Annotated in this window: 11 protein-coding genes and 2 pseudogenes; 10 read left to right on the top strand and 3 right to left on the bottom strand. The window is 49.1% G+C overall.

Annotated elements, in window-relative coordinates; all coding sequences use genetic code 11:
• Positions 1–88: 88 nt before the first annotated feature.
• The 4 genes and pseudogenes from H6G00_RS33215 to H6G00_RS35905 form a co-directional block, all read left to right on the top strand.
• Entirely contained in the window at positions 89–772 is a 684-nt protein-coding gene (locus H6G00_RS33215) for a hypothetical protein (protein WP_199318861.1), read from the top strand.
• 42 nt (positions 773–814) lie between these two features.
• The gene (locus H6G00_RS33210; protein WP_190799998.1) at positions 815–2,140 is read left to right on the top strand and encodes a four-carbon acid sugar kinase family protein; all 1,326 of its coding nucleotides are present in this window, start codon (positions 815–817) and stop codon (positions 2,138–2,140) included.
• A gap of 248 nt (positions 2,141–2,388) precedes the next feature.
• A pseudogene (locus H6G00_RS35910) lies at positions 2,389–3,342 on the top strand (tetratricopeptide repeat protein); the annotation flags it as partial.
• A 390-nt stretch (positions 3,343–3,732) separates the two neighbouring features.
• Positions 3,733–4,767, top strand: a pseudogene (locus tag H6G00_RS35905) (DUF4912 domain-containing protein); the annotation flags it as partial.
• Positions 4,768–4,815: 48 nt separating this feature from the next.
• Here the strand turns inward: H6G00_RS35905 and H6G00_RS33200 are convergent.
• The gene (locus H6G00_RS33200) at positions 4,816–6,009 is read right to left on the bottom strand and encodes a hypothetical protein (RefSeq protein ID WP_190799996.1); all 1,194 of its coding nucleotides are present in this window, start codon (positions 6,007–6,009) and stop codon (positions 4,816–4,818) included.
• 46 nt (positions 6,010–6,055) lie between these two features.
• Here H6G00_RS33200 and H6G00_RS33195 point away from each other — a divergent pair, with 46 nt between their 5' ends.
• From H6G00_RS33195 to H6G00_RS33175, 5 genes are all read left to right on the top strand, one after another.
• The gene (locus H6G00_RS33195) at positions 6,056–6,226 is read left to right on the top strand and encodes a hypothetical protein (protein ID WP_190799995.1); all 171 of its coding nucleotides are present in this window, start codon (positions 6,056–6,058) and stop codon (positions 6,224–6,226) included.
• Positions 6,227–6,336: 110 nt separating this feature from the next.
• The gene (locus tag H6G00_RS33190; protein ID WP_190645005.1) at positions 6,337–7,095 is read left to right on the top strand and encodes a hypothetical protein; all 759 of its coding nucleotides are present in this window, start codon (positions 6,337–6,339) and stop codon (positions 7,093–7,095) included.
• Between the two features lie 227 nt (positions 7,096–7,322).
• Positions 7,323–9,203, top strand: a complete 1,881-nt coding sequence (locus H6G00_RS33185) for an SBBP repeat-containing protein (protein WP_190799994.1) — start codon at positions 7,323–7,325, stop codon at positions 9,201–9,203.
• A gap of 118 nt (positions 9,204–9,321) precedes the next feature.
• Positions 9,322–10,896 (top strand): metallophosphoesterase, encoded by a 1,575-nt coding sequence (locus tag H6G00_RS33180; protein ID WP_190799993.1) that lies wholly within the window; start codon positions 9,322–9,324, stop codon positions 10,894–10,896.
• A 136-nt stretch (positions 10,897–11,032) separates the two neighbouring features.
• Positions 11,033–11,929: a hypothetical protein gene (locus H6G00_RS33175; protein WP_190799992.1), complete on the top strand. Its 897-nt coding sequence runs from the start codon at positions 11,033–11,035 to the stop codon at positions 11,927–11,929.
• 78 nt (positions 11,930–12,007) lie between these two features.
• On the opposite strand, the gene trmFO is transcribed toward H6G00_RS33175, so the two are convergent.
• Together trmFO and H6G00_RS33165 are read right to left on the bottom strand one after the other, a co-directional pair.
• Positions 12,008–13,390: an FADH(2)-oxidizing methylenetetrahydrofolate--tRNA-(uracil(54)-C(5))-methyltransferase TrmFO gene (trmFO, locus tag H6G00_RS33170; protein ID WP_190800047.1), complete on the bottom strand. Its 1,383-nt coding sequence runs from the start codon at positions 13,388–13,390 to the stop codon at positions 12,008–12,010.
• 53 nt (positions 13,391–13,443) lie between these two features.
• A complete protein-coding gene (locus H6G00_RS33165; RefSeq protein WP_347278257.1) occupies positions 13,444–14,280 on the bottom strand; it encodes a peptidoglycan recognition family protein in 837 nt (278 codons plus the stop codon).
• A gap of 200 nt (positions 14,281–14,480) precedes the next feature.
• Here H6G00_RS33165 and H6G00_RS33160 point away from each other — a divergent pair, with 200 nt between their 5' ends.
• On the top strand, positions 14,481–14,687 hold the full coding sequence (locus H6G00_RS33160; protein WP_190645009.1) for a hypothetical protein: 207 nt from the start codon (positions 14,481–14,483) through the stop codon (positions 14,685–14,687).
• The last annotated feature ends 45 nt before the right edge of the window (positions 14,688–14,732 follow it).

The following is a 14,732-nucleotide window of genomic DNA, read 5'->3' as shown; positions in this document are numbered from 1 at the left end:
GCACTCCACTTCAGTCAGTTTGCGATTAACCTAGTACAATCAAGACCTTCATCACCTGACTTGCCCAGTCTGACCTGACGGATTCATCATGATGCGACCGGATTTGCAGGGTTTAGAAATTACCAGGGGAGAGCTACGAAAGCTGAGCGGTGTGGATACCAGTCAGGTATTTCGGCGGTCGGTGATGCGGGATTCTCACAAGCGATCGCACTTTCTGGTTCGCCAAACTTTAGAAATCTCGCTGATGACACTGCTGGGGTTCATTCCCTTTGCCCTTGCCTTTAACCAGTTTTCACCGCAGCTTCAGCCCTTGCGGTATGAATACATGATTTTCGGCTCAGCGGCGACAATCGCACTTGTGGTCGCAGCTATCATTCAGTTCATTCGAGTTAAAAGAAGTACAACCTCGCCGTTAGTGGGCTTGCTGGATGAGGTCGATCGCCACAACGCGATGATTCGGGCAATTGACATTAATGATCAGATTGAAGCTGCCGGAAATCTGCGAGTGCGCTTGAGCAACCGCCATCGGGTAGTTGAGGCACTCAAGCTAACTAGAGCCAACCTGGTCCGTGCCCTCAAGACAGAGCGCATCTTGCGGGAAAACAAACGGTTTATCGATCGCAATCCAGAACTTTTTGCTGACAATCTGATGGCGTTGCGGGCGCTTCAGGTAAGTGATCAGGCAAGTGAGCATGGACGACTTTTGGACGAAGCTTTGCAGATAGGGTTAAGTGTGCAAGACGAGATGAGAAAATTACAGAGTCGGCACTAAACCAGGGTCGGCATTAATGAACGACGCGATGCAATCGAGCTTATGTCTACCAAACCAAAGATTATCGTGCTTGATGATGACCCAACGGGCTCCCAGACGGTGCATAGCTGTCTGCTGTTGACTCGGTGGGACGTTGATACGCTGCGGTTAGGTTTAGCCGATGAGTCGCCGATCTTTTTTGTGCTAACCAACACAAGGGCAATGACTCCGGCACGAGCGAATGCTGTGACGCGAGAGGTTTGCCAGAATCTCAAGCAGGCGATCGCGGCTGAAAATATCCAGGAGTTTCTGATCGTCAGTCGGTCTGACTCGACGTTGCGAGGACACTATCCCGTTGAGACAGATGCGATCGCCCAGGAGCTAGGTCCGTTTGATGCTCATTTCCTCACCCCCGCTTTTTTTGAAGGTGGACGCATCACCCGCGACAGCATTCACTATCTAATAATTGACGGGGTTCCAACTCCGGTACATGAAACGGAATTTGCCCGTGATTCAGTCTTTAGCTACAGCTACAGCTACCTACCTGATTACGTTGAAGAAAAAACCAAAGGGCGAATTGCATCCACATCGGTTGAGCGATTTTTGCTAGCAGATATTCGAGCGGGAAGTCTCGATCGCCTGCTGCACTTGAGCAATAACCAGTGTGCAGCGGTTGACGCCGAAACCCAGGCAGACCTCGATCGCTTTGCTGCGGATGTGCTGGCTGCGGCTTCCCAGGGCAAGCGTTTTTTGTTTCGCAGCGCGGCTAGCTTGCTGACCGCTTTAGCGGATCTGCCCCCGCAACCTGTTGCGCCCGAAGACATGGCAACCTACACGCGCAACGGCAAGCCTGGTGTGGTGTTAGTCGGCTCTCACGTTAAGAAAACAACTGAGCAGCTAGAAGATTTGCTTCAGGCTCCCGGTGTAGTTGGCGTTGAGGTCAAAGTTGAGCAATTGCTAGAAGAATCTGCTGCCCAGCGCAATGCCTTGCTAGAACAGGTGCTTCAGCAGGTTCATGCCATTCATCAAGAGGGCAAAACGCCTGCAATCTATACGAGCCGTCAAGAGCTGCCGTTTGAGGACGTGCAGACGCGGCTCAATTTTGGGGTGATTGTTTCAGCATTGCTGATGGACATGGTGCGCGGATTGCCTTCTAATATTGGTTTCCTCATTAGTAAAGGCGGCATTACTTCTAATGATGTCTTGAGTAGCGGGTTAGCGCTGACTTCGGCGCGGCTGCTAGGGCAAATTTTGCCAGGATGCTCGATTGTGCGTACTCCAAATGACCATCCCCAATTTCCCAGCCTGGCTGTGGTACTGTTTCCTGGAAACGTGGGCGATCGCCATGCCCTCACCGCTATTTATCAGCGGCTCAGTCGAGTAAATTAAGCATCCTGCATGGTCTAATTTTTTCTCCGTAGTCTGCAAGAATCGGGTTGATCTGACAAAATTAGCCAAATTGAATGTTTTTTCGATTTATTGCTGAGGCTGTTGCTGTAAGGTAGGCGATCGCTGTGTCACAGGTAGATTAAAAAACGTTTCCCCTTCAAGCCAAAGCGGTATAATCAGCCCATCTTTTACAAAAATTTATTTCGTTGAGGCTGGTCAGCCTGCTATTCTCCCTCGCCATTCTCACTATGCTTAAAACAAAAGATACTTCGGTAGCTACCCTGGCGCTTCTGGTTGCCATTGCTCCTATTTCTAGCGCGCTGGCAGCCTCACCTTTTTTGTCTATGCCAGGTGGGTCAATGGCTCAGGATTCTAGGGCTGACAGTTCTGCCTCGCTGCGATCTTCGGTTCTCATCAGGACAACTGTGACTAATAACACGACAGACGGTTTTCAACTAGTCTCAGGCTTAGGAGAAAACCTGGTTGCACAAGAGACGGCGATCGCAAGTGCAAACAGTGCAGATGCCGCAAACAACGCAGACGCGGGCATTCCAGGTTGGCTGTGGTGGCTGCTGCCGCTGGCGCTGTTAGGCTTACTGTGGTGGCTCCTCAGAAAACGGGCTGAATCTAACAGAGTTGAGTCAAGCCAAGCTGCTTCAGTTCCACCCGTATCTGCTGCTCCACGAGCTTCTCGTGCCGTAACCAGTGGCGTAGCAGCCTCCACCCCCTCCACGGAATCTACACATTCTGCATCTAGGGCAGGTGCTACAGCGCCGAGTCCAGCTACCAACGCTGCCCCCGTCAGATCTACCTTGGTGGGTGGTGCCGCTGCTGCCGCCCGCTCCTCGTTGTCAAGCGATCGCTCTAACGCAATTCCTGAATATCAGGCCCTTTACAATCGAGGCATGGTGCTGGCTGAATCGGGTCTTTACGAAGAGGCGATCACCAGCTTTGACCGAGCCATAGCAGTTAAACCTGATTTCTTTGCAGCCTGGTCTAGCAAAGGCGATGCGTTGCTCAGTGTCGATCGACCAGAGGAAGCGATCGCTAGCTTTGATCGAGCAATTGAACTCAGCGCAGCCTCAACCAATTCTGCTATTGGAACTGCCTTAGCTGCGACCTGGGCAGGCAAAGGCAATGCGCTGGCAAACTTGGGACGAGCAGAAGAGGCGATCGTCAGTTTTAGCCAAGCCCTCGAAATCGAACCGACCTACGCAGAAGCACAAGCTAGCCGCAACGCCCTGATCGCGAGCCTTAACACTGCTGCACTGTCCAGCCCAGCCCAGACTGATTCTTCCTTGGAAAGCGTACCTTCACTCGCAGAAGCAGATTCAAGCAATCTAGCTGAAATGCCTCCCCTCGTAGAAAGTCCCGCAGCCAGCACCACACCAGAAGACTCAATTGCGGATGTTCCCGCTGAAAATGCTCCTGCTGAAAATGCTCCTGCTGAAAATGCTCCTGCTGAGGATATTCCCGCTGAAGACATTTCCGAGATTAGAACTCAAATTGGCGGCGCAGTTTTAGCAGCAGGTACAGCCGCCTGGTCTGCCATGCCTAACGACAGAATTCAGGCTGACAAAATACAGTCCGATATAGAAGCTGCCAAATTTGACGTGGGTCAAACGGATGAAGTTGAATTCCTAGCAGCCGTCGATGAAGACCTGGACGATTTGCCCGAAGGTTACGGCGAAAGCCGGATCGTTTTGATGCCGCGTGACCCGCAGTGGGCTTATGCTTACTGGGACATTCCCATTGGACATAAAGAAGAGTTGCGTCAGCAAGGTGGCTCTTACCTGGCACTGCGGCTATATGACGTGACAGATCTTGACCTAAATCATCAAAATCCGCATAGCCTCCAGCAATTTAGCTGTGAAGAAATGGCGCGAGATTGGTATTTGCCAATTCCAGTGAGCGATCGCGACTACATTGTTGAAATCGGCTACATTACAAACAACAGCGGTTGGCTCATGCTAGCCCGTTCTGCCCCAACCCGCATTCCTCCTGTTTATCCTTCCGACTGGTTTGAAGACCAATTTCTTACCATTTCCTGGGATGAAGATCTGCGCGATAAAACCTTCCTGACGCTTACTCCTCCTACCAAACAAGAAGAAGCCACAGGCAAATCTACCCCTTACAACACCCTCTTTGGACTGGCACAATCAGCAGAATCAATGCGAGTTGCAGGTTCCCTGTTTGGCTCTATGCAACAAGTGCCTCAGCAAGCAATCAGTTCCTACGTCTTCCCGTCAGGTGCAGCACTTTGGTCCATGCCAACTCCATCGGGCATTGGTATGTCGGGCATTGGCATGTCGGGTGCTGGCTTTCCTGCCTCGATTCCGCCAATCCGTCCGCGTAAGTTTTGGCTCGTCGCCGATGCCGAACTGATTGTCTACGGAGCTACCGAACCTGATGCAACGGTTACGATTGACGGACAGCCAATTCAACTCAACCCAGACGGCACCTTCCGCTTTCAAATGTCCTTCCAGGACGGCATTATCAACTATCCCATCATTGCTGTTGCCGTTGACGGAGAGCAAAGCCGCTCAATTCACATGGAATTTAAACGGGAAACTCCAGAGCGAAACACTAATACTAAAAATGAGGCAACTGACGAGTGGTTAGAATAGAACCTCCAATTGAGAGATAGTCGGTGAACTGGCAAAATAGGGCAGACATTAGGAAGCTGAAGAGCAGCAGAAAGTTTTTTCTAGAAGCAGTAGAGCTTGCAGAAAACTATCGGTATGAACCCAACCTACGTAGCCTGAAAACTGGCATAGGTTGTTGTGATCAAAGATATAAACATGATGGATTCTGGCTACATTGATCACATGATGTAGTCTGCCACTACCATCTTTAAAGCTCAACGAATTTGCTGGGTTGTCGTTAACGTGCAATCTCATTTGATCGCATGTCATGCCAGATACGTTTTCTAATAGAGCAATCACGCTTTGTATCGAGGTATTACCGGATAGGTTAGCTTCTTTTATATCCAAGATGTTGCATACAATCGAGCTAGATGTTTTACCACAGTTCCAATAGCTGACATGGGCTTCCCCTGCTCCTAATGCCATTGCTGCTTCCATCTGTCCAATTGAACGGGCAGCTTTCTCTGCAAAATTAGCATCGGTAGAAACATAAACATCTTCATGGCTTAGATGATAGGTTTCGTCGATCGCCAATCCTGCCCCTAGAGGATAGGCAATCACGTCAGAAGAATGGATAACATTGAGCCACCTTAAAGAGTCATTTTTATACGTTAAAGTGAATTCTTTTACTCTCTCTGGACTGATACCGAGCATAGTATTAAAGAAAAGGATGGGAGATCCCATCGTTGTAATGCTCTTTAATTGAAGTTTTCTAGCTGAGCGATCGCCCTCCAAACCATTAATAACCGACCGAATGTAAAAAGCTGGATCTTTGGGGTGAAATTTCTCAGAAAAGAGAATATCCCACAAGATTACTGTTCCTAAAGAATGCGAGACAATATGCAATTCGGTTTCTTCAGGGTGGTCTTTGATGAATGCCAATAGCTGTTGGGCGATCGCCTTTCTAATTTCTACACCACGCTTTGGGTTTAAGTAGGTAAACATATCACCTACAAATTCGGAAAGAAATCCTTCTCTAAATGTCTGATAGCGAAATATGTCTTGAATGTCAGACTGAGGATGTTTTTTCTTATAGTTCTGCAAATCCTGATGAATCAGGTTCCACATCCTACTAACGTCGTTTAAGGCATTTCCCCAAAAGCAAGAATAAAAGTGAGGTAGAGCCTTGCCCAATTGAGCACAACTTTCTTGGATTGACCGCTTTAGTGGATCTGCATATTTAACATCTCGTGTTGCAACGCCATGAATAAAAAATACAAGCATTCCACTATCTCCTCATTCTAGAGGTTAGCTTTCCCCTCAAAACTTATTGACAACCAGATATACCTGGGCGATCGCCCTCACGTTGAACGCTATCCTTGCCGGAGTTGCTACAGAGTTTAGAATCTTCAATTCTCTTGTCCGGAGTGAGAGTGAATTGCTTGAAGAATGCTTCATGGCTTCGAGCCAAAGCCATTTGCCAAACCGTAAATCAGCTTGACGTATTACTTTTCATCCGTTGTTGCATTAGCTCAACAAGTGATGAAATTTACTGTATGGGGGGCATCCTAATAAAAAATCACCCACTTCTTTTTATCCTAGAAAACAGCTATGTCAACTCACCTGGTTTTAGTAGAACCCAGATTGGCTCAAGCTTCGGCGGCTACGCAGGCTGGAGGATTTCGTGCCGATCAAGTGTGGATGTCCGCATCCGGCACACTCTTTTTGATACTAGCGGGTCTAGCTATATTTACCAAGGTCAAAATTCATCGCCTCTCCAAGCAAAAACGATTTGAGGAATACAAGAACCAGGAGTTACATAAGAAACTCAAGCTTGCACTTCAAACAATTAGCAAAATGGAGAAAAACCCCGATCTAATCCATTCACGAGAATTTAACCTGGATTACTTGCGGATGCGAATGGAGGAGGAGAAATTTCACTTTGCTATTTTGAATCAAATCAAAATTAAGGTAAAAGAGAAAATCAGTATTGCGCTTCGTCCAACTCAAGCCAGTCAGGGACTTTTGGGAATTGCCAGCACAGGACGGCAGATCGATGAAATTTTTGATATTGAGTATGACCTTACCGACTCACCTAGAGGCGGCAAGCGGGTTCTGTTTCGGGTACAGGTAAAGCTGATGAAGTTGCCGACTCAGCCGACATCCGTCACGATCAATCAAATCATTGAGTGTATGCAGACCTACATGAGTCCAAATGCCGATCGCGATACCTGGCAACCGACGATTCAAGGACGTATTGCCTATATGCATTGGGATCAAAAAGCAAAGCCTACTCCTCTACTGGTACTTGAGCAGTCTAATGAAGGAGTGAATGTAACTTTTCGCACTACCCCAATGGCACATAGCTAAACGCTGGTTGAAAGACTGTGAGAGTTAACTGACGCTTTTTCCTTCTCCGAGGTTTCTTATTCTTATAAACTTTACGTGAAGCTACTGAGTGGAGCTTGCGATCGCCCCAGCATATCGGTCAATCTGTAGTGAAATTGACCGGGTGGAGGGAAAAAGTTGTGAGGGATCTGGGTGGAAATACACAACAGCAAGCAAGAAACGTCAAGCTAACCCCTAGCAGAGTTCGCATGTCAGACCTTGTCGGCAGATCAGACCCGAATGACTTCTACCGGGTCAAGCTGTCTGGTAAAAGTAGCCTTGACCTAAAGCTGTCTGGCTTAACGGCTAATGCCAACCTAGAGCTACGCAATTCAGCAGGCAGAATTCTCAAAGCATCCCGGTTGAGAGGTACCAACAACGAGGCTGTCAGCTTTAATGTGGCAGCAGGAACTTATTTTGTTCGGGTTTACCAGCAAAGTGGCAACACCCGATACGCGCTAGACATGTCCGCAAATCTCGATGCGGCTGGAGACACGCCTGCTCGGGCTCGCAACATTACCCTGGGCAGGGCTGCCACCCGCTATCGTGACTATGTGAATGGTGCTGACAATGACTTCTACAGCTTTAGGCTGAATCAGCGCAAGGAAGTGAGTTTGACGCTAACAGGTCTGACGGGTAATGCCACTCTGCAACTGCGCGATCGCACTGGTACAACGCTCAAAACGTCAAGACAACGAGGTACCACCGCAGAATCCATCCGCGAGATTCTCAACCCAGGAACGTATCAAATTCGTGTTTTCGCGGACACAAAGGTTGTCAATTCTCAATACACTCTGAGAACGTCAGCAATCCCAAGATCTTCCTCAACCCGGCTATCTCAACAGTGGCTCAAGCAATTAGGTGCTGCAAACGTCAACTCGAATGACTATTCTTACGATGTAGCGGCGAATGGCAATAGCGTTTACCAGGTCGGCAGCACAGAGGGTTCACTGCAATCGGGTAGCAACAATGCAGGCAAACAAGATGGCTATGTTAGCCGATATGACAGCAGCGGGACTTTACAGTGGACTCGACAAATTGGCACGGACGAGTCAGACGTTTTATCAGGAGTGGCGATCGGTCGGACTGGCAGTGCTTATGTAGCGGGTGCTGTTGATCTTGAAGCGCCATCATTATCTAGACTATTCCTCGGTTCAGGTAAAGCTTATATTGCCAGGTACAACACCGACGGCAGCCAAGCCTGGCAACGCGAGTTCGCGCGAGGAAACATTGCTGCTGCCTCTGGAATTGCTCTAGATAGAGCTGATAATGCCTATTTAGCAGGTGGTTTCGTCAACATCGGGTTCTCTGCAAATCTTGGCGCTTTTGTCGTCAAATATGACGCAAATGGCAACGCCCAAAACTGGGCACCTTCAGCCGACATTAACAACATCACCAACAGCGGCGTAGTTTCGGGTATCACGGTTGATCAAACGGGCAACATCTACGTCACTGGAATTACCAATGCTTCTATTGACACGTCCAATCTAGATCCCAACAATCTGAATTTTAATAACCTGGATACGGCTCTTACTGGAGAAGATGCTTTTGTTGCTAAATACGACAGCACAGGGAGAAGACTCTGGTTTAACACCTTGAGAACCAACAGCGACGATTATTCACGAGGAATCACGATCGATCGCACAGGCAACGTCTATATTACGGGCGAAACGGCTGGCGTCCTTCCATCCGGCAGTTTGCCTACTAACACCAGTACGGGTGGTGCAGATGCCTTTGTCGCAAAATACAACAGTAACGGCGCATTCCAATGGACAAAGCAGTTTGGCACCACTGGGAATGACCAATCTCAGGGAGTCGCAGTCGATAGCCTGGGCGACGTTTATCTAGCAGGTGAGACATTTAGAACATCCGGTGGGTCAGATTCTCACGCACTTGTGGCAAAGTATGACAGCACTGGCCGATTGCTCTTGCAGCAGCGGATTGGCACCGCCCAAGATGATGAAGCGTTTGGCATCACAGTTGATTCATCTGATAATGTCTATATTTCTGGACAAACTTTTGGAGATTTAGCGGGGGCAGACAGCAACAAAGGCAAATACGATGCCTGGATAGCAAAGTATCAGCCTTAAAGTGCCAAGGGTTAGTGCTCTGTGGAATCTCTCTAGAATGTGATGTTTGCTCGGCTTAAACGAGTTAGTTTAAGCGTGTTTAAGCAAAATTTTAGGGGCAGCAACCCATAGGAACATCATGAGATTTGTGACTGATCCGCCCATCTCCACGAAGATTCGCAAGATGAAGCAGCGGGTCAGGTGGCGATCGCCCCAAATCATGCAGCGAGGCATTGACCAGACACGAATGGTCTTCTCAGAAGACTGGGCAAATGAGCCAGACTTTTCCTTTCTCGTCATTGGCGACAGTGGCTCCAGTGCCCATCGAAAGCACAATCCCCAGCGTCAGATTGCTGAACAAATGACAGCCCATCTAGCGGATTGTCGTTTCACAATTCACACGGGGGATGTCGTTTACCTGGTGGGTTCTAGAGAGTACTACCACGACAACTTTATTAAGCCTTACCGCAAATTTTTGGTAGGCGGTGAAAAGCCTCGCCAGATTGAATACAACAAAATGGTATTTCAATCACCCATGCTGCCCGTTCCGGGAAATCACGACTACTACGATTTGCCATTAATGTATGGGCTAATGACAGGAGTTACCCAATCTTTTCGCCGTCAGCTCCAGCTCAAAACCGATTTTGATATGGGCTGGTTTGGCTCGGATCAAGGTGACACCTATGCCGCTGCATTTTTAGACTACCTTAAGGCACTTAATCCAAAGGCAATGGAGGCACACCTCGATCGCCATTACACTGCAAAAACCGAGACAGGTCTTTGTCTGCTCTACCAACCGGGTCAATTTACCCGGTTGCCCAATCGCTATTACACTTTTCGCTGCGGTGGGATCGACTTCTTTGCGTTGGACTCTAACACCTTCAATGATCCGCCCCCATTGCCTGACACTCGTGAAGGAAGAGCCTATCGGTTGCTGCTAGAAAACCGACGTACAGAACTGGAGCAACAGAAGCAAGATATTCTCAAAACTTGTGAAACGCTAGACCCCAATGTGCCTGAGCAAGCAGAACGGCTCGACGACTTACGCACCAAACTAGAGCAAATCGACGAAGTCAAGCTAGACATTGAGAAGCAGTTGACCGCAGATAAGCTATCGGTCACAGATTATGAGCAGCTTGAGTGGTTGCGCGAACGGCTAATTACATCGTGGCAAGATTCATCGGTTCGGGGAAGAGTGGTTTATTTTCATCACCCGCCCTATGTGACAGAGGCGACCAAATGGCAGCAGGCGCAAACGCTGGCTATTCGCAATAACTTACGCTGGGTGCTTGATGCAGTTGCGGCTGAGGTGGGAGATTTTACACAGGGTCGTCCACTGGTTGAGCTGGTGCTAAACGGTCATGCCCATTGTCTGGAATATCTTCGCACTGGAGAAACTGGACATGCCGACTCTCACATGGACTGGATTGTTTGTGGCGGCAGTGGCTACAGTTTGCGGCGGCAGCGGGAAGAAGGGGCTGGGTTGTCGGAGAGCGATCTAGAAGGTAAGAGCCGTTCTGTGGCGCGATCGCACCTATTCATTGGTCGCACAGGGCGCGGCTCAAAGAAGAGGCGACCTTACTCATTTCTGCGAATTGACGTGAGTGGCGATCCCCCTAAGTTTACGGTGCGTCCGTTTATCTGCGAATACTCTGAACAGGAGTGGCAAAACAGTGAGGTTGAGCCGTTTGTGATTGGGGGAGGTAGGAGCTAGGGAATGACTGTGCATAGGTAGGACTTTCTTCCCATGAGTTCACACAACTGGGTGAGGGAGGTTGTAGGCTGAAGTGCAATTGTTAGAGCTAGTACGGGCGATCGTCAGTCGGCGATTCAAGATTTGAGAGGTATCTATGGTTTACTTCCGGCTTTTACCCGCGCTAGTTGCAGCTAGCTTCGCTTTATCCTGGGGGACAGTCTCAGCCCAACCGATTCCCGAAAGCGAAGTCTCTTTGCTTCAGGAAATGGTTAGATTTTTAACTGGGTCTAACCAAGACACTCAAATTCTTCCGGGTCAACTTGCCAATTCATTGCCAGAAGATCTTCCTTTACCAGAAGGAGCAGAAACTGTTGGCTCTATTCTAAGAAATAGCGATAGCTCTGCACGAATCCTACTCAAAGTAGCTCAATCGCTAGAAGAGGTTTTTTCTTCTTATCAACAGCAATTGCTTGATGCAAATTGGCAGTATCTAGATTCTAACTCTACAAATCAAGGTTTTCTTGCTGTAGAACCTAGTGAAGATACTGGCGATGAGATGTTCAAATATGCCAGCTATTGCTCTCCCTCTGAGTCTTCTTTGTTGCTTATTTCACTTACTTCAACTCAGCCTCAAGGTAATTCTCAGACGCTAGTAGAAGTAGAACTCTTAGAAAGCTTCAATTCTGGACTTCAAGATTCACCTGTTTCTATATGTTCTCAAAGCGGCATAGATTCACCGTTGCCAAATCTGCCGCCGCCTGCTGATGCTTTTATTGGCTCTGGTAGTAATGATGGTTTTCGCTCGGACGTTGAAATTGAAAGTGATTTAGATGCTAAAGCACTAATTGATCATTACAATCGCCAGTTTCAACAAACTAATTGGACGCAGATTGATAGCGGTGAAGGAGAGCTTTTGGAATGGAGCCTTTGGAATTTTGAAGATGAGCAAGGACGGAATTGGCAAGGTTTACTGACGATCACCGAAGTTCAAAATGTACCTGGTCAATATTCAGCCTATGTTCAAGTAATTGAGCAATTGCCCAACAATTAAAAAGCTTTCTTTGTGCAAATGGTAATGATATTGACTTAATAACCTTCGATCTCAAGCTTCGATCATTGCCATTTGTTCTCAAGCTCTTTGCAAATCTGCGGCATAGAGGGAAATGGAATGCTGGCGACTCCAGGTTGAGAGGTCTGAGAAGGCGCGATCGCGATATACACCATACCGTTCGCGCTTGTTGCGAATTCGCTGGGGCAGTTCTGGTAAGATGCCGAAGTTGGGCGGCATTGGCTGGAAGTGTTTGGGTGAGGCAGAACTGATGAAGTCAAACAGCGCACCCATCATGGTTGTTTCGGGTAACACCAGCGGATCTCGACCGAGGGCAATTCGGGCCGCATTGGTTCCAGCTAGCCAACCGCCTGCTGTAGCGGCAGTGTAACCTTCAGTTCCAACTAGTTGTCCAGCGGCAAGCAGCGTTGAGCGAGTTTTGAATTGAAGCGATGGGTGCAGCAATTCTGGTGCATTGATAAAAGTATTTCGGTGCATCACGCCCATGCGGACAAACTCGGCTTCCTCAAGTCCAGGAATTAGCCGAAACACTCGCTTTTGTTCTCCCCAGCGCAAGTTGGTCTGGAAGCCAACCATATTCCAAAGCTGTCCGGCTTTGTCTTCCTGACGCAACTGAACGACAGCATAGGGGCGATCGCCCTTCCGCTCAGGATCACGAAAATCGCCTTTGCGCGCATCAAATAAACCCACAGGCTTAAGCGGACCGTAGCGCATGGTGTCTTCACCTCGCCGCGCCATTTCCTCGATAGGCAAACAAGCCTCAAAAAACTTTGCCGTCTCGCGTTCAAAATCTTTCAATTCTGCCTGTTCTGCCGCGCAGAGTTCTTGCCAAAAGTGAAGATACTGCTCCCGATTCATAGGGCAATTCAGGTATGCTGCTTCGCCCCGGTCATAGCGGGAGGCGAGGAAGGCAACCTCCATATTGATCGATTCGCCTACGACAATAGGACTGGCTGCATCAAAGAAGCTCATGTATTCCAGACTAGTAAAACGATGCAGGTCATCCGTCAGAGCCGGACTGGTGAGCGGCCCGGTCGTGAGTACGACGATCCCATCGGTGGGAATCTGGCTCACTTCCGATCGCCGCAGTTCAATCAGCGGATGTTGAGCTAGCACTTCGGTCAGATTACTGCTAAACACAGCCCGATCGACTGCTAATGCGCCACCCGCAGGCACAGCGTGTTCGTCTGCTTTGCCAATTACGATAGAGCCGAGGCGACGCAACTCTTCGTGCAAAAGACCGGAGGCGCGATCGCTCGCCTGTGCCCCAAATGAATTGCTGCACACCAGTTCTGCTAGATGCTCGCTGTGGTGAGCTGGACTGAGCCGCAGCGGCCGCATTTCATGCAAAACCACTGGTACTCCTGCCTGAGCAATTTGCCAGGCTGCTTCAGTTCCAGCCAGCCCGCCGCCAATTACCTGAATCGGTTTCATTTCTGTCATCGTTCCATCATCCCATCCACTTCCCATCTCCTCCAACCCCTAACTCCCAATTCCTACCTCGAATACGTATGCAGCAACTCTATAAATCTCTGCGAGTTAAAGCTGCGGGGATCGCGACGAGTGCCTGAGCGATCGACGGCTCGATGGGTAGTAATTCTATTATCGGGAACGTGGGTTTGGGCGACCACCCAGGCAAGCGACTGATACTGCGCTTCGGTGTAGCCGCTGTGTCTGCTGCTGTTGCTGCGTCCGTCGTTAGGCGATTCTAGTGAGGTGTGATAGGCGAAGTTGTTGACAGAAGAGGCAAAGGCAGGGTTAGTTCTCACCGTCTCTGGTCCGTTTGGACCTTCAAATACGGAACTGCCTGCCCCAAAAGCTCGCAATTCCGGTGGCACGATGTAAATGACGGTGCCGTCTCGCTTGATGAGGGAGTGATAGCTAACCTGATCTTCGTCTCGGGGGTGCGGCGTTTGGAAGGTGTTGATGGCGCTGGAGGCAGACCCAACGGTTTCGTGAATGACGACGATCAGGTCGTTGGAGACGAGCCTGCCGTCTGAATCTTGAGCAAACCGTTCGCCATAGTTCGTAGGATGCGCTGGAGCGCTCTCCTGACGAGGAACATAGCCCGATGGCGAAGCCGTTGCTCCTGGCAAAATTGGCTCTGGAAAGGGTGGCTCTGGCAGCAGCATCCCTCGCAACATCACGGGCGAATTACCCGATTCGGCTGAGGTGCTGCTGTTCTGGGTTGCCTGACTGATCAGGGTTGGAGAATCAATCGAATTCCACGGAACGATTCTGGCGATCGCCCCTCCGCTTAACCCTAAAATCACGACCAGCGTAACCAATCCTAAAAGGAGCGATCGCCCCACAGCAGTTTGAGTGAGTTTCACAGCAATCTCAAAGCAGATAATGAATTTATGCAGAACTCAGCCTTTTGAGGAATACCCTTCTGCCAAAGAATCAACTACATCATATAGTCAAGCTGGCGTTGCTGATTTCAGGAACGAATGAGTCTGTAACAGACCAATCACCAGACACAAACTTATCTCCAGATGCAGCAAAGCTGCCAAGTTTAACGGGGTTAAACAGGATGGAAACTAAGATTATTCTGCAAGAGAAAGACATTAAGCGGGCGATCGAGGAGTACATCATCTCCCAAGGACAGGGAAAAGTGTTGGCAATCCGGCTGGAGCAGGGCGATCGCAATGTTGCCTCCGATCCCAGAGAGTTTTCTAGCGTTTACGCAGAAATTGACCTGGAAGTAGAAGCAGAGTCAGCGGACAGTTCAATTTCATAGAGAAATTGAACTGTCCGCTGTTTTTTTCCTGAGCCTGATTGTCAA

Source organism: Leptolyngbya sp. FACHB-541 (assembly GCF_014695875.1).
Classification (GTDB): domain Bacteria; phylum Cyanobacteriota; class Cyanobacteriia; order Elainellales; family Elainellaceae; genus JAAUTN01.
The sequence above is the reverse complement of the archived record's forward strand: the minus strand, read 5'-3'. Positions and strand labels throughout refer to the sequence as shown.